Consider the following 16,378-nt stretch of genomic DNA (forward strand, 5'->3'; position numbering starts at 1 on the left):
TTTAATCAATCCTTAGGAGAAGCATACTCTTAAACATTAATTCGCTTCTGTGCTACCACGCCTAGTCCTACTAGTAAGAAATGAAAATAATAGTTTACCTATAGCTGCAATCAAATTACCCTCAAGCTCTTTAAACATATCCATGTTGTACTTAAATGATAGATTGGCTTCCTCTATAATTAAATCAGCTGTTGACTGATCAATAGGCAATTTATCTAGTGTTTTACCATAATTAAGTTTAAACTTCTTTTGGTCATTAATTTCATCAAAATCATAGAATTTCAATCCATCATCGCCCTTTATATCCATAGCTTTTTGAGCTATTCTTCTTAAAATCTGACCTCCTGAAAGATCTCCTATATACCTCGTATAATGATGGGCTACTAATAATTCTGGTGAGGAATTTGCAATATGATGTATACGCTCAACATAAGCCTTAGCTGATGAAGAAGTAATTAAAGTATCTTTCCAATATTCACCAAAGTAAAAACTTAGGTCTTTCTCAAGACTCTCGCGCCTATGTAATTGTGGAAACACAATCAAAGAGACAACAGGATGTTTCTCTGCGGAAAGTCTATTAATCTCAGCTTCCATTGCTGAATAAACAAGGTATAGATCGGCAATTAATTTCCTATAAGTTGATTTATCTACAACTCCTTTTAAAAAACAAGTTACAAATCCAGTATTCTCAGCCATCGTATGAGACTTTTTTGTCCCTTCTCTAAGTTGTGTTGCAAGAGCTACTGGCATCAGAAAACTAGCAAGAGGGCTTACTTAAAAGTCTATTCCTACTCTAATAAGCTTTTGAAGGAAAAGGAAAAGATCAACAAACTGAATCTGAACGGAACAGAGTGAATAAATCACGGCACAGAGAATGCAATTGATCTCTTATAAGAGGCTGTGGCAAATGAGAACCGGTTGGCTTCCAATCACCCAATGTTGAAAGTCGCCATCTTTCACCATCAAAACTTATACCTCTAATGATTACACCCAATAAGCGAGGTAAGTCCATCGAATTATCTTTTCGAACTTTTAGTTGTATCAAAAGACTCCTGCATTGCAAACTTGGAGTCCAACCAGGAAAATAAAACGCCAAATCAAGGCTATCTTCATCAAACCAGAATTCAGTATCAGGGTCTTCTCTCCAAGGACTGAAATTGATTGATGCAGCAGGAAAATATTTTTTAACCAAAGTTCCTGCAGAAGCGAGAGTCTGAGCAAACACAATAGTCCTCACTTCATTAGCAGCATTCAATTAAAAACCTCATCATTAAAACTGAACATGCCACGCAAATGAGTTGAATGCACGGAGTAAGCAAAACTATTAAAGATGCGTTTTGAAATGCGGATTTTTTCAAACATGTGCGAAAAAGTCATATTCTCTAGAAATAGACAAATCCTGAGCAACTTCATTTTAAATGGATAATTTTGAAAGAATCTCCAGACCAACCAAAGGAGAAAAGATTCTATTCAAAAATGGGTTGCCCATCGTTCCTGATAATCCAATAATCCCTTATATCAGAGGAGATGGAACTGGGGTCGATATCTGGCCTGCTACTCAAAAAGTAATTGATAAAGCTTTAGAAAAAGCATATGGGGATAAAAGAAAAATTGAATGGTTCAAGATTTATGCTGGTGATGAAGCATGTGAACTATATGGAACCTACCAATATCTTCCACAGGACACTATACAAGCAATTCGAGAATATGGAGTAGCAATAAAAGGACCATTAACAACACCAATTGGAGGAGGAATCAGATCCTTAAATGTTGCTCTAAGGCAAATATTTGACCTTTATAGTTGTGTTCGTCCCTGCACTTATTATAAAGGGACTCCCAGCCCTCACAAATATCCTGAAAACTTAGATGTAATTGTTTATCGTGAAAATACAGAAGATATTTATATTGGAATTGAATGGGAAGCAAATGATCAAATAGGTAAGAATCTAATAGATCATATAAATAACAAAGTTATTCCTTCTAGCCCAACAATTAAAAATCGAAAAATAGCTGAAGGATCAGGAATTGGAATCAAACCAGTTAGTAAGAATGGTAGTCAAAGACATATACGTAGAGCAATACAACATGCATTAAATCTCAAAGGTAATAAACGTCATGTAACTTTGGTTCATAAAGGTAATATCATGAAATTTACTGAAGGAGCATTTCGTGATTGGGGATATGAATTAGCCACTAATGAATTTAGAGATGAATGTATAACTGAAAGAGAGAGCTGGATTCTATCTAATCTATACAATAATCCTGAATTAAGCATTGAAAATAATGCTAAAAAGATTGATCCTGGATTTGATACCTTAACTAATGAGAAAAAAAATATTATCTGCAATGAAGTCCGCTCAGTAATTGAAAAGATTTCCCAAACTCATGGTAATAATCAATGGAAGAAAATGGTTTTAATAGATGACAGAATCGCTGATAGCATCTTTCAACAAATTCAAACCAGGCCTCAGGAATATTCAATATTAGCAACCCTCAATCTTAATGGTGACTATATTTCAGATGCAGCTGCAGCAATTGTTGGAGGCTTGGGAATGGCTCCAGGAGCAAATATTGGAGATGAAGCTGCAATATTTGAGGCCACCCATGGAACTGCTCCAAAGCATGCTGGTCTTGATAAAATCAATCCAGGTTCAGTTATTTTAAGTGGGGTTATGATGCTCCAATTCTTAGGCTGGGATGAAGCAGCAAAGCTAATTACAAAAGGGCTAAGTCAATCAATTTCAGATAAAAAAGTAACCTATGACCTGGCAAGGCTGATGGATCCACCTGAAGAACCTTTAAGTTGTAGTGAATTTGCCAATGCCATAATCGAAAGATTCTAATGTTATTTAAATAGTATGTATTCATATTGAATCCATCAAATTCCACACTTTAAAAAGAGTTGTTTTATCACCTAGATTGCCAGGAAAAGTAATTATAGGCAATTCTGGTTGATTCTGATTATCAGAGGCTACAACAGATAAACCAGGTATAATCTGACCTCTTAAATTTACAGAAGATAAACCTAAGCCTCGAGTAAGAAGAATATGTGTTGTAATTCCACCTTTACTAATTATATAACCTAGTTTATTAGAAATTTTGCTTATTAAATCACTCATCAATTCCGCTAAGTAAATCCCAAACTGCATTCTATTTTCATTCGAAGAGAAAACAAATTCTCCTCTACTGGAATATAAAACAGGGGTCTTTCGCATTTCAATGATATCTAATAGTTTTTTTAAGAAATTTTTTTTAAGTTCAGACAAGTAGACTTCATTATCATCTTTTTGTGCAATAGATGCGATTTTCTCCACAGGTAGCTCAACTCCTAAACAAGAGCTGTTTTGGAATAAATATTCCAGTTGATCATCAGCTAATTGAACATGGGAGCCAACTAAAATCAAGCCTGGCTTTAAACATCCTAATTGATCTCTAATCCTTAAAGAAGAAAAATCTTTAAATGAATTATTTGCTGAGTAAATTTCTGATAATGAATTAATTAAACTAGCTGAAGATCTAAAGAGGAATCTTTTCTCATTCATTAAATACTTTATTGCAGATGAAAATGCATCCAAATCTATCGCAATTTCAGCATCAACAATCACTGAATGATTAGATGATAAAGCTGAAAGATAATTCCTTAAAGCAAACATTCCTTCCAAACTATAACTTGCTTCCTTTAATTGTTTAATTGAAATATTTTTTACCTTATTTGAATTAATTTCACCGTTACTTTTATACTCCAAAAAATAAGGCAAAAAACTTGTTGAATATCCAAAAATTTTATCTTTAGCAAAAATAGATCTATGAACTGGTTTTCCATCCAAAAGATGAGTTCCATCAACAGTAGTTCTCCCACCTTCAAAAAATGCGGGAACATGAAACGTTGCATCAAAAGGTCCTAGCTCTTGATTAATAACTTTTGGTTCTAAAGTCCAATGACCCCTTAAAGTTGAGTCGCCTCTGCTTACAAAAATGATATCTTCATATCTATAATTATTTTCTTGTATAACTTCCTTTAATATTTGACAAATCTCTCTAAGCTTATGCTCTGCTATCTTTGGTGATAAAGATCTTGTATTAGTTAATATAAACAGCAATGGTGAGATATTATTCATTGCATTAGTTAATATCTCTTTATTCCATCTCAATAACAATTGGCATCCATATACAGTTTGAGAGCCAGTAGGATCATCATCGAATACAACAATCTTCATTAAATAATCTTCATAAATATTGAATTATAAAATAAATTATTAAGTCCAATTATCAGGAATTGTTATATAAGATTGATTCAAATCATTGACTGAACTACATCCTAACAGTTTCATAGTACGTAATACATCTGTTTTAAGAATCTCAATTGCTCTTGCTACTCCTGGACCACCTGCAGCTCCTAATCCGTAAGCATATGCTCTACCAATTAAAACACCGTTTGCTCCTAAACATAAAGCTTTAACAACATCACTTCCCCGTCTAATTCCACCATCTAATAAAACATCTATTTTCCCATTTACAGCTTTTACAACTTCTGGAAGAACACGAATAGTGGGAGCGACACTGTCTAATTGACGAGCACCATGGTTTGAAACAACGACGGCATCAACGCCCAAATCAATTGCCTTTTTTGCATCATCTCCAATATGAACGCCTTTGACAACAATTTTCCCTTGCCAAGCTTCCTTAATCCATTTCAAATCCTCCCAAGTTACAACTGAAGCCTCTAAAGCTGGGCCGATTTCTGTATAACCCATAGGTCCAGAGTCAAGCTCAACATTAGGAAAACTCATTAATCCTCCATCAGACAACCATTGAGTCATCCAACAAGGCTTGACCAAGATCTGAGCAAGATAAGGAAACATCTTGACTGGATTTCTTGATAGCAATTCCTTAGTTCCATTACGTAAATCACGTTCGCGTAATCCAGAGACAGGGGTATCAATAGTTACGACTATTGCTGAAAAACCTGCCGATTTGGCTCGCTCAATTGTTTTTAATGCTACATCTCTTCCTCCAAGTAAATACAACTGATACCAAGCTGGACAAGAAGTTGCTTGCTTCACTTCTTCTAAACGACATCCCGACAAAGTCGAAAGGGTATAGCCTGTACCTGCAACACCAGCCTCGCGAGAAGCAACAATTTCACCTTTTGGATAAAACAAGCGGCTACTCCCAACCGGGGCTAGTAAAAAAGGAAGTTGAAATTTCTGGTCCAGTACAGAAATGCCTAAATCAGTAGTGGGAGTAGCAACAGCGCATCTTGGTCGAAACAATATTTCATTAAAGGCTGTGCAATTCTCATCCAAAGTTTGCTCTCTATCTGCACCACTATCGATATAGTCAAAGACCATTCTTGGTAAACGTTTTTTTGCTAATAACCTCAGATCACTAATATTTACTACTGCAGGTGATGAAACATTTGCTGCCATAATAAAAAGATCAACCCTAGTAAGTTAATTTCATCTTAAAAGATAAAGGGTCATATTAAAAAATTATAAATATGGAAGTAATATAAATTCAATTAGACTTTTTAAATCTCAATCATAATTCCTTTTTTTAGAAGTTTTTCCAATACCAGAATTAAAAGTATTAGTTGGATCAAGTTCCTTATAAAAATCCTTTAGGTTAGTTTCTGCATCATAGAGATGCCCAACATTATGTTCTGCTGGATATTTTGCATTACATTTATCTAATATGTCTAATATTTTTGACTTTAATTTTTCAGAATCAACACCTTCTTTAACAACAAAATCCAAATGAAAGACCATACATAAAAAATGACCCATTTGAAAAATCTCTGCCATTTCAGTTAATATTTCCTTAGGCAAAACCTCGTACCAAGAAGTATAATTCCTAGGCAATGCAACATCTAGTGGTATCAATCTATTTGATTCTAGTGAATGAAGCTTCTGATATCTTGTTGGAGCATACCCTGCAACATAACGATGAAGAAGAGCATCTTCACCTTCTCTTTTTGTACATTTAATATATTCATATTCTTTAGAGTTATTTGTCTCTTCATTTAATAAATTTTCAATTAAACTAATAGATTTTTCAGAAGATAGAATCAACATATAATGTTCAAATTTGTCACGATATTCTCTTATTCTATGAGGTAAATGATCTGGGATTAAACCAGCTATCAATTGAAGAAACTTATCCATTAAGTTATCAGGTAGGAATTTAAAATTATTAGCAAATCTATCAATAGATCTCTTTAAAAGAAAAATATTTGGCAATGATTTTGTGCCAAAATATTTTATAAAAAGAAAATTATCCTTACAATATTTATCGGAACCGTCAAAATAGCTTCTATGAATATATTCACCCATTTCTGGCAATGATGAATGTTCTAACAAGACTCTCTCACGAAGTTTAGTGAAATTTTTCGGATTATTAGTTCCTACAAAAAAAACTTGTTCTTTTTTAGCTATAGGGAAAGTATCTAATCTAACAGCAAAAACAGCTATTTTACCTGCACACCCACTGGATTCATAAAGCCGTCTTGTATCAGCATTAAATCTTGCTGGAGTATTTGCATTAATATCTCGTACTCGCATCTGATAATCACAATCAGATGCAAGGTTTACTGAGTGAGGAATATTTTCTTTGTCAAACGCTACAGATTCAAGATTGGTTAAAATATCCTCAGGTGAATTTCCTAATTCAATTCCCAAGTGATTAATTAATTCTAATTCTCTATTTTTGTTTAACTTTGCAAAGAGGGAAAGTTCAGTATATGCAGGTCCTCGATTAACTAAATTTCCTCCTGAATTATTACATACACCTCCAACAACTGATGCTCCTATGCAAGAAGAGCCAATAACTGAATGAGGTCCTCTTCCTAAAGGCAGAAGTCTGTCTTCCAGTTGATATAAAGTAGTTCCTGGTAAAGCAATTATCTGAGCACCATTATTTATTATAATTAATTTATCAATAAGCATTGTATTAATGATAATCACATCCCTATCGTAATCATTGCCATATGGAGTAGAGCCACCCGTTAAGCCTGTATTAGCAGCTTGAATAATAATTACCTTGTCAAATTTAATAGATATTTCTATACTTTTCCAAAATTCTAATAAAGTATTAGGCAATACAACCATAGACGCATCTCCACCACCAACCCTTATACCTTTACTATAAAAACGAGTCTTTTCTTTATCAATTAATAAATTACTTCTTCCAACAACACCTTTTAATTTTTCTTTTATTTCTAAAAGACGATCGTCTATCATTTTAACATGTTTACCTTATTCTTTTTCACAATACCTCAAAATAAAAGTTGAGCACTGTACCATAACTATTTTATAATTTACGTTAAAACCATAAACAACTTCTAATAAGACTTGTTTAATTCAAATCTACATTGAAGATCCTTTGTTTGACCTGAGCCAAGATGAATAGACCTATTGCCATTAATCAAAGCATTCCTTGGGCTAGTCCATGGTTCTAAGCAAACCATTTTCCTTGGTGGGTCTGTCCATATCACATTTAAACCAAAAGGTTCTTGAGTTGTCATTTCTAAAGAAATTTTATCTACAAGGTCAATGAGCTGAACCAAGTGATTTGGGCCTGCAATTAAATCAATTCCATTAGGTATTCTTTTTAAAGCATCTATACTTTTACTCTTAGCCATGGTTTTTTGGTTTATACATTCTTCTGGGAATTCTTTAATTTCAACTTGATTAAGATCTTTAATAGAGAAATAAGGATGTAATCCAAAACTAAAGGGCATAACATAACTACTATTGTTTTTAACTCTTACTAAAATATCTAAGGAATTAGTTTGCAGTCTTAAATGAATCTCCAAATTAAATTTAAATGGGTAAGACAAAAATGAGGTATTAGTTTCGCTAAGAGAAAGCTTGATTCCACTAGATTCGTCGTGCATATTCAATTCCCAAGAAGAATCTCTAGCAAAACCATGCTGCTTTAAAATATATTTATTCTTATAAAAGAAAATTTGATTTCCAGGCAATTGTCCACATATTGGGAAGAGGATTGGAATGCCTCCTCTAACACTTTTGGATTGATCCTGAAACCTTAATTGATCAAAATATAAAAGTTCACGACCATTACATATCCAGCTAGTAATTAAGCCTCCTCGCTCAGGCACTATACGCAAACTATCCCCAGTATCTAGACTCAGATATTCCCAATGATGATAAGGAGAATCTTTTTGAGAAAGCGTAAAAGGCATTCAAAATTACTTACTGATTTTGCAACCAACTGAGAACTTCCGCATTGACCTGCTCAGGGACCTCATCATGAGGGCAATGGCCTGCATTTAAAAGAACCTCCTTAACTTCTAATGATGCCCTCTGAGCAAAAGAAAGGAACTTTTCCTGCTTGGCCTTTGCATTCCTCAACCAAGGGTCATTGTCTCCCCATAAAAGCAATAATGGAGCTTGCAAGTCCTGAAACAATTCATCTATAGGTTTGCCCTTTAACCCTCGAGCTTGAAAAACTTTACGAAACACTTGAAATGCACCAGGATCCAAAGAAGGTCTGCGTATGGATTCAATCAAATAATCATCGACATTAGTTGGGTCAATATAAACCTGTTTTAGAGTGCTTCGTATCACATCAGGTCTGCGTAAATTTTCAAAAATCAATCTTTGTATTAATGGGTAAATCAACCACTGGACTAGAAGATCTCTAGAAATGCCTTCGAAAATCATCTTTCTAACTCTCGAACTTAATTCCTTAGGTTCGGAAGAAATATTCTCATCACTAAAATATCCTGCAGCATTAAGCAGAACCACTCCAGCAGAGAGAGATTGGAGGGCTGCTCCTGCGGCAAGAGCAGCATATCCACCTAATGAATTACCAATAATAACTGTGGGCCTATCAATTCGTTCTTTTACATAAGCAACAATCTGATCCTTCCAAAGCTCTCCTCCATACTCCAATTCTGCAGGTTTTTCACTACGACCAAATCCAAGCAAATCAATAGCATGAACTTCATAGGTTTTAGAAAGGACAGGGATGTTGTAACGCCAATGATCGGTTGAAGCACCGAAACCATGCACAAGTAAGACAACTGGTCTCTTTTCATTAATTGCCAGTTCAGGAGAATCTTTTGCAGTACTACTTACTGAATAAACTTCATAGCCTAAATGGCTCCATGATGGATTGGGATTAGCAGGTAAAACAGACATTAAAACAGGAAGGTGATTGAAGAAGAATCAAGTTGGTGGAATTGGTGGAGTTGGTATAACCCATAGAATAAACATGGGTTTTAATTATTTAGTTTATTTGTCTTTCGTCAAAAAATTGATTAATTATCCCAATCAATTTCCTAAATCAGTCCAACTGGATCAGCAGCCACCTCATCAGGAATTGAATTTCCACCACCTGGTTTTTTATCTTTAAGAACAATCCTTAATAGAACAGGAGCAAGAAAAGTTGTCCCAATAACCATTAAAAGAATTGCTGCCTCTAAAGAAGGAGTAAGCAAACCAGCACTAGTACCTAGACCTAAGAAAATAAGTCCAACTTCCCCTCTGGGCATCATTCCTAAACCAACAACTAACCTATTAGTAGGTTTATCTATAACGAAAGACCAACCGGAAGCAATCTTTCCTGCAATTGCAACAATTAACAGAAAGCCCGCAACTATTAACGCGGAACGACTAGCAGGGTCTAAAGGATTAATTACTGAAAGATCCATTCCAGCACCAACTAATACAAAGAAAATAGTCGCAAAGAGCGAAACGAGAGGGAGCACAGACTGTTGAATTGCATGATTATTTTTTGAACTACTCAAAATCAAACCAGCTGCAAAAGCACCTAAAGCAGCCTCAAGACCAATAGCTGTTGCAACAAAACAACTAAGAACAAGAATTACAAAAGAAGCAACTACAACAGCTCCAGGAGCCTTCAACCTATCTAATAACCAATCAAATGCTGGTGCCGCAGTTCTACTCAAAGCAATTGCTGCAATAACAAAAACCGTTGCAGCCACAACCAATTTGACAATAGGTGCTATTTCCAATGAGCCACCAGTTGCCAAAGCAACTACAACAGCAAGAATTACAATTCCTAGAATGTCATCAAGAACCGCTGCTCCAATAACTATTTGTCCTTCTCTAGTTTTGAGATACCCAAGTTCACCAAAAACACTTGCAGTTATTCCTATGCTGGTTGCAGTCATAGAAGCACCAGCAAAAATCGCAGGAATTAAATCAACATTAAAAATAAACATTAATCCAAATGTTCCAAATGCAAAAGGCAAAATGACACCTGCCATAGCGACTGTGAATGCTTGAGCGCCAACTGCAACCAATTCTTCTAATTCACTTTCTAATCCCGTTAAGAACAACAGAGCATATAAGCCGAGTGTTGCAACTGCCTGTAAAGAAGGAAAAGTTTCAAAATATAAGTCTGGAACGGCTTCTGGAGGAATGGATGCCAATGAGCTTATTACATTAATAAAGCCCTCATTTAATGAAGCATGAGCATTTGGCGGCAAGAGCAAATGCAATCCAGAGGCTCCTATTAAAACCCCTGCTAAAAGTTCTCCTACTATGGTTGGCAAACTTAACCTGACCAAAACCTCTGCTAAGACTCTTGCTGCAACAAAGATCAATAAGAAGCGAATGACACCAATTAATGTTTCAGCAACCTCAATATCATGAGTACTCAGAACAGATATCACTGGTGAAAACAACATAGTTTGATTGTTCAATACTTTTTAAGATATCTAAGTTACTAGAGAGCCTTTCTTCATTTGGTTTTCTATGAGAAAACTTTGGAAAATCAGGTGTTGATCTGAAGTTACTAAAGATCCAAATCAAAAAGCTTAGCTAGCGTCCATCAATATTAAAGCCCCAACATGAGCAGCTCACAGCCTCAAGATCTGCGTCTGCCCACACCAGGATGCTACGCAGATCCAATAAAAGCAGGTATTGATGCAGATGCAGTCTTTGATGGAATGACTGAACATCTGTTTTTCACGCTTGGCAAACTTGCTACTACTGCAAGCCTGAGAGACTTGTATATGGCATTAAGCTATGCAGTGAGAGATAGATTAATGACTAGATATCTTGCTTCTCAAGAAGCAATAAGAGCCAATCCCCAAAAAACAGTTGCTTATCTTTCTGCTGAATTCTTAATAGGACCCCAACTTAACAACAATCTATTGAATCTTGGAATAACAAAAGAAGCAGAAGAAGCAGTAAAAAGGTTTGGGATTGAATCTTTAGCTCACATTCTAGAAGTAGAAGAAGAACCAGGGCTTGGAAATGGCGGACTTGGAAGACTAGCTGCTTGCTACATGGAATCACTAGCGAGCTTGCAAGTTCCAGCAATTGGATATGGAATACGTTACGAATTTGGCATTTTCAATCAAATTATTCGTGATGGTTGGCAAGTAGAAGTAACTGATAAATGGCTTAAAGGTGGATGGCCATGGGAGTTACCTCAACCAGATGAATCTTGCTTTGTAGGCTTTGGTGGTCGAACTGATAGTTATATAGATGACAAAGGAAATTATCGATCAAGATGGATTCCCTCAGAACATGCGATTGGAGTCCCTCATGACATACCAATACTTGGTTATAGAGTAAACAATTGCGACCGACTTCGCCTATGGAGAGCAGATGCAACTGAAAGTTTTGATTTTTATGCCTTCAATATTGGTGATTATTACGGAGCCGTAGAAGAAAAAGTTGCCTCTGAAACTATTTCAAAAGTGCTTTATCCAAATGATGGTACTGATGAAGGAAGGCGCTTGAGACTAAAGCAACAACATTTCTTTGTAAGTTGTTCCCTTCAAGATATGTTGAGAAGCCTTGAAAAGAGAGGAATTGATGTTGCTCATTTCTCAGACCATTGGACAGTTCAACTGAACGATACACATCCTGCTATAGCAGTTGCAGAATTAATGAGATTGCTAATTGATCATTACCATTTTGAATGGGAAAAAGCTTGGAAAATTACTACAAGTTCAGTTGCTTATACAAACCACACCTTGCTTCCTGAAGCCTTAGAAAAATGGGACTTAAGCTTATTTAGTAGTCTTTTACCAAGACATTTAGAACTGATATATGAAATCAATAGAAGGTTCCTTCAGCAAGTAAGACTGCGTTACCCAGGAAACGATGTAATCCTAAGGAAGCTATCAATAATTGATGAAGAAGGTTGCAAAGCGATACGCATGGCTCATTTAGCAACAATTGGAGCACATCATGTCAATGGTGTAGCAGCGTTGCATTCAGATCTGATCAAACGTCAACTAATGCCAGAATTTGCTGAATTATGGCCCGAGAAATTTACAAATATCACAAATGGAGTAACACCTCGCAGATGGGTTGGCCTTGCTAATCCTGAACTATCTATTCTTCTTGATAAAGAAGTAGGGAAAGATTGGATCACAAATATGGAACTGTTAAAGGAGCTAGAAAAAAAAGAAAACAATCATCAATTCCTAGAGTTATTTGGTCAAACCAAACTTTCAGGAAAAAGAAAACTTGCTGGATATATTCATCGGCAAACTGGCGTATTAGTTGATCCTTCAAGCTTATTTGATGTCCAAGTTAAACGAATCCATCAATACAAACGTCAACACCTCAATGCATTGCAAGTAATAACCCAATATCTTCGAATTAAAAATGGATTAGATGAAAATATTGCACCTAGAACTGTAATTTTTGGAGGCAAAGCTGCGCCTGGGTATTTCATGGCAAAGTTGATGATTCGTTTTATTAATGGCATTGCTGAAGTTGTTAATGCTGACCCTGATATGGATGGTCGGTTAAGAGTAGTATTTTTGCCCGATTACAATGTGAAGCTTGGAGAACAAGTTTATTCAGCAACTGATCTATCAGAACAAATTTCTACTGCTGGAAAAGAAGCCTCAGGAACAGGGAATATGAAATTTGCAATGAATGGTGCTCTAACCATTGGGACACTTGATGGTGCCAACATTGAAATTAGAGATCGTGTAGGTGCAGAAAATTTCTTCTTATTTGGTAAAACTGAAAGTGAAATAATGAAATTAAGAAAAACGGGATATGACCCTAACAGATATATTAAAAACTGCCCAGAATTATCAGAAGCTTTGCGATTAGTTGAGGTTGGACACTTTAGTAATGGTGACAATGAGTTATTTCTACCATTAATCGATAGTCTAACTGGAGATGATCCATTCTTTGTCATGGCTGATTTTGAAGATTATCTTCGTGCACAAGATAAAGTTAACCAAGCCTGGAAAAATCCACAGGAATGGAATCGTATGGCACTATTAAACACTGCAAGATCAGGTTTTTTCTCTTCTGATAGATCTATTCGCGAATATTGCAAATCTATTTGGAAGGTAAATCCTTTAAACGTTGAGATCTCTTGCGATATAAATTAATTAAGTCTGATTTTTGTCGGGCAAATCAGGGGTTTGATGCAAAAGACGATTAAGTCTTAAGCGATCAGGGTTTAAAGGGTCAGGTGCCAACTCTCCAGCCAACTCTTTAAACTTGTCTTCTATAGTTTCAGGCACTCTTACATCAAATATTTTCTCCATCAATACTTCAATTGAAAAAAGATGAGCATTTATATTCTCTAAATCCGTTAAAGCTTGTTGCAATTCTTCAGAGGCTGGTTGATCAGTAGACAAATCATCTTTGCTCATTTCAAGAGCTAATTGATTAGATTTCAACCCATATTGCTTCTGAAAATCATCTAAGACTCTTCCTGCCAATGTTCTAAAAGACTGTAAAGCTGCCCAATTAAGCTCTTGCTGCTGACGGAGAGTAGGGAACTCTCGCACCATACGATCATGTTCTCTATAGAACCTTTGACAGTCAGGGCATTGGCATGGATCGTCTGACACTATTATCTATCCCAATATCTAATCTCTATAATGGCATCTTAAAGGGCATTAATTACAAAAAGTCCGAGAAATTCTCAAGCCTCTTCTAATTCAGCTCTATTTTCGGGTATTGGAACTTCAATACTCGTTACAACTTGAATCACATCTCTCAATCTCATTGAATCTGCAAACCAACCCATAGCTTGTTCTGTATCACCTCTAGTTTCTGCTTCACTTGCTTGATCTTCATGTGCTTCTGCCAATAATGCCAACCAGCAAAGACATCTTGCTTGGACTACAGAAAGATCTAAATCTGTTGGCTGAGATTTAGCAATTTGCTCACTCTCCTGCTGTACCAGGAGTTGAAGCCTTAAATCGTGAAGCTGAGTCATCTAACCTCGTTTCATAACAACACGCTAGCGAGAGAGTGGTGGTTTTGGCCACCCACTACATATAGGTTATCAACTATTTTTAGCAATTACGGGGCTGGCGGGATTCGAACCCACGACCTACGGTTTAGGAAACCGTCGCTCTATCCGACTGAGCTACAGCCCCACTGGAAGAATTGAACTCTTCAAGGCATTATGGAATATGAAAGCAGGAGAGGTGATCGCAATCGAGAATTGTCGAAATTCGACAATAAATACTCGGTTGAGGAAAGTCCGGGCTCCCATATGGTCGAACTTGCTGGGTAATTCCCAGTGCGGGTGACCGTGAGGATAGTGCCACAGAAACACACCGCCGATGACTTTTATGAAGAGCAATGCTCTGAAAAGAGGACAGGCAAGGGTGCAAAGGTGCGGTAAGAGCGCACCAGCAGTATCGAGAGGTGCTGGCTTGGTAAACCCCGGTTGGGTGCAAGGCAAAGGTTTTAGGATGACCATTTTACCTATCTCCTAATTGAAAGCCGCTAGAGGTTGTTGGAAACAACAATCCCAGATAGATGATCACCCACCATCAAACTTGATAGTGAACAGAACCCGGCTTACGACCTGCTTTCCCATAATTACTTTGTAAAAGACCAATAAAAACTATTGAAAAAGAAGCAAATGACCAGGAAGAAAACCCCCGTAATTAGTTCAGAAAGGGCCGAAAATATTTATAGATTGCTAATAAGAAGTAAATTAGAAGCTTCAGACCTTACAATCATTAAAAATAATGAATCTCAATACCTAGAAATATTAAATGAAGCCTTAACACATACTTCCAAAAGCTTATCAATTAATCATGAACGATTGGAATTTCATGGTGATGCAGTATTAAGACTTGCTGCAACTGAATACATTCAAGCTAATTTCCCATCATTAAAAGTCGGAGAAAGATCAGCTTTAAGAGCGCAGTTGGTAAGTGACGAATGGCTTGCAAAAATTGGAAAAAGAATTGGTATTACTGAAAGTATGCTTATAGCTCCAAAGTCTTTAAAGGATATAGCGGCAAAGGAAACAATTTGTGCAGAAGGCACTGAAGCATTAATAGGAGCACTATATGAATGTCTGAAAAGCATCGAATCCATTCATTTGTGGCTGAAAACATATTGGGATAAGGAAAGCAAAGAAATTCTCGCTGATCCATATAAACAAAATGCAAAATCAGCACTACAAGAATGGAGCCAAAGCCAAGGGTTTAATCAGCCTATTTACGAAGTAGAAGAAATTTCAAAGCAACATGGAGACACAAAAAGGTTCTATTGCAAAGTAATCATTCAAAACGATTCTTTTGGGGAAGGATGGGGAAGTTCAAGAAAAAAAGCGGAAAAAGAAGCTGCCAAAACTGCACTAAATAATTTAAAAACTAAATTATCTCAAGATCTTTTATAGGGATAGTCAATAACTTATCCCAATTGCCTCCTTCAAACAGAACAGCAGCTTTATTTTCAGTAATTCGCTGAACAAACCCTTTGTATCCATTGTAAATAGAACTTGGATTAGCAACTATGACGGATGAGCCAGGAAGGATAATACATTCTGAAGTATTCAAGATTAAAACCAACTCATTTAATTATTTTAAGTCTCTCCTAACTAAACATGTGTGAAAAAATTATTTGGTTAACCATTGGGAAGATTGTTGCACCTCAAGGCCTTAATGGTGCAGTAAGAATCAATCCTAGTAGCGATTTCCCCGAGCGATTTCTTAACCCTGGCAGAAGATGGCTACAAAAAGAAAATGAAGAACCTACAAAAATTGAATTAGCCTCTGGCAGACAAATACCTGGGAAATCTATTTATGTAGTTTCTTTTAAAGGAATAAACAATAGAGAAGAAGCGAAGTCATTAGTAGGCAAAAGCTTATTAATCAATTCAAACCAACGTCCTAAACTCAAAGAAGGCGAATTCCACCTTTTGGATCTAGTAGGGCTAAAAGTAAAACTTGCAGAGGACGGAAAAGAAATTGGTGAGATAACAAATCTAACAAGTGCGGGGAATGACTTATTAGAAGTAGAGTTATTAACAGGGAAAAAAATTTTAGTGCCCTTTGTAAAAGAAATTGTTCCAGAGATAAAGCTAAAGGAAGGCTGGGCGATAGTCTCGCCACCTCCAGGCCTATTAGATCTATAACTAAAAAAATGAA

Annotated in this window: 15 protein-coding genes, 1 tRNA gene and 1 other RNA gene; 5 read left to right on the top strand and 12 right to left on the bottom strand. The window is 36.1% G+C overall.

All coding sequences use genetic code 11. The annotated features are described in order from the left end of the window. Nucleotides 1–36: 36 nt before the first annotated feature. Complete coding sequence (locus EV07_RS08440; RefSeq protein WP_036919432.1) at nt 37–750, bottom strand: biliverdin-producing heme oxygenase; 714 nt, start codon at nt 748–750, stop codon at nt 37–39. Between the two features lie 73 nt (nt 751–823). Next, nucleotides 824–1,255 (bottom strand): hypothetical protein, encoded by a 432-nt coding sequence (locus tag EV07_RS08445; protein WP_036919435.1) that lies wholly within the window; start codon nt 1,253–1,255, stop codon nt 824–826. Between the two features lie 163 nt (nt 1,256–1,418). Between EV07_RS08445 and EV07_RS08450 the strand changes: the two genes are divergently transcribed. Further along, nucleotides 1,419–2,843, top strand: a complete 1,425-nt coding sequence (locus EV07_RS08450; RefSeq protein ID WP_036919438.1) for an NADP-dependent isocitrate dehydrogenase — start codon at nt 1,419–1,421, stop codon at nt 2,841–2,843. A 21-nt stretch (nt 2,844–2,864) separates the two neighbouring features. Here EV07_RS08450 and EV07_RS08455 read toward each other — a convergent pair whose 3' ends face one another. From EV07_RS08455 to EV07_RS08480, 6 genes are all read right to left on the bottom strand, one after another. Next, complete coding sequence (locus EV07_RS08455) at nt 2,865–4,217, bottom strand: four-carbon acid sugar kinase family protein (protein WP_036919440.1); 1,353 nt, start codon at nt 4,215–4,217, stop codon at nt 2,865–2,867. 39 nt (nt 4,218–4,256) lie between these two features. Continuing rightward, nucleotides 4,257–5,429 carry an alpha-hydroxy acid oxidase gene (locus tag EV07_RS08460; protein WP_036919442.1) on the bottom strand — a complete coding sequence of 391 codons (1,173 nt, stop codon included), beginning with the start codon at nt 5,427–5,429 and terminating at the stop codon, nt 4,257–4,259. Nucleotides 5,430–5,537: 108 nt separating this feature from the next. Beyond that, the gene (gene dld, locus EV07_RS08465) at nt 5,538–7,238 is read right to left on the bottom strand and encodes a D-lactate dehydrogenase (RefSeq protein ID WP_036919443.1); all 1,701 of its coding nucleotides are present in this window, start codon (nt 7,236–7,238) and stop codon (nt 5,538–5,540) included. Between the two features lie 101 nt (nt 7,239–7,339). After that, entirely contained in the window at nt 7,340–8,203 is an 864-nt protein-coding gene (locus EV07_RS08470; RefSeq protein WP_036919446.1) for an aldose epimerase family protein, read from the bottom strand. A 10-nt stretch (nt 8,204–8,213) separates the two neighbouring features. Then, the gene (locus EV07_RS08475) at nt 8,214–9,164 is read right to left on the bottom strand and encodes an alpha/beta fold hydrolase (RefSeq protein WP_036919448.1); all 951 of its coding nucleotides are present in this window, start codon (nt 9,162–9,164) and stop codon (nt 8,214–8,216) included. A gap of 140 nt (nt 9,165–9,304) precedes the next feature. Further along, nucleotides 9,305–10,678: a cation:proton antiporter gene (locus EV07_RS08480; protein ID WP_036919450.1), complete on the bottom strand. Its 1,374-nt coding sequence runs from the start codon at nt 10,676–10,678 to the stop codon at nt 9,305–9,307. A 162-nt stretch (nt 10,679–10,840) separates the two neighbouring features. On the opposite strand from EV07_RS08480, the gene EV07_RS08485 reads away from it, so the two are divergent. Next, nucleotides 10,841–13,363 (top strand): glycogen/starch/alpha-glucan phosphorylase, encoded by a 2,523-nt coding sequence (locus EV07_RS08485; protein ID WP_036919453.1) that lies wholly within the window; start codon nt 10,841–10,843, stop codon nt 13,361–13,363. Here the strand turns inward: EV07_RS08485 and EV07_RS08490 are convergent, their stop codons facing one another. The 3 genes from EV07_RS08490 to EV07_RS08500 form a co-directional block, all read right to left on the bottom strand. Then, entirely contained in the window at nt 13,364–13,831 is a 468-nt protein-coding gene (locus tag EV07_RS08490) for a hypothetical protein (RefSeq protein WP_036919456.1), read from the bottom strand. Nucleotides 13,832–13,905: 74 nt separating this feature from the next. Further along, the gene (locus EV07_RS08495) at nt 13,906–14,202 is read right to left on the bottom strand and encodes a hypothetical protein (protein WP_036919458.1); all 297 of its coding nucleotides are present in this window, start codon (nt 14,200–14,202) and stop codon (nt 13,906–13,908) included. A gap of 89 nt (nt 14,203–14,291) precedes the next feature. Continuing rightward, nucleotides 14,292–14,365 (bottom strand) — tRNA-Arg (locus EV07_RS08500). A gap of 38 nt (nt 14,366–14,403) precedes the next feature. On the opposite strand from EV07_RS08500, the gene rnpB reads away from it, so the two are divergent. Together rnpB and rnc are read left to right on the top strand one after the other, a co-directional pair. Next, an RNA gene (rnpB, locus tag EV07_RS09295) (RNase P RNA component class A) lies at nt 14,404–14,814 on the top strand. Between the two features lie 45 nt (nt 14,815–14,859). Then, complete coding sequence (rnc, locus tag EV07_RS08505) at nt 14,860–15,627, top strand: ribonuclease III (RefSeq protein ID WP_036919459.1); 768 nt, start codon at nt 14,860–14,862, stop codon at nt 15,625–15,627. Here rnc and EV07_RS08510 read toward each other — a convergent pair. After that, a complete protein-coding gene (locus tag EV07_RS08510; protein WP_036919803.1) occupies nt 15,602–15,787 on the bottom strand; it encodes an NAD(P)H dehydrogenase subunit NdhS in 186 nt (61 codons plus the stop codon). The two genes, rnc and EV07_RS08510, sit on opposite strands and share 26 nt — an antisense overlap. A 47-nt stretch (nt 15,788–15,834) precedes the next feature. On the opposite strand from EV07_RS08510, the gene rimM reads away from it, so the two are divergent. Then, the gene (rimM, locus tag EV07_RS08515) at nt 15,835–16,365 is read left to right on the top strand and encodes a ribosome maturation factor RimM (protein WP_036919461.1); all 531 of its coding nucleotides are present in this window, start codon (nt 15,835–15,837) and stop codon (nt 16,363–16,365) included. Nucleotides 16,366–16,378: the final 13 nt, after the last annotated feature.

Origin of the sequence: Prochlorococcus sp. MIT 0603 (assembly GCF_000760215.1) — a bacterium.
Taxonomy (GTDB): domain Bacteria; phylum Cyanobacteriota; class Cyanobacteriia; order PCC-6307; family Cyanobiaceae; genus Prochlorococcus_E.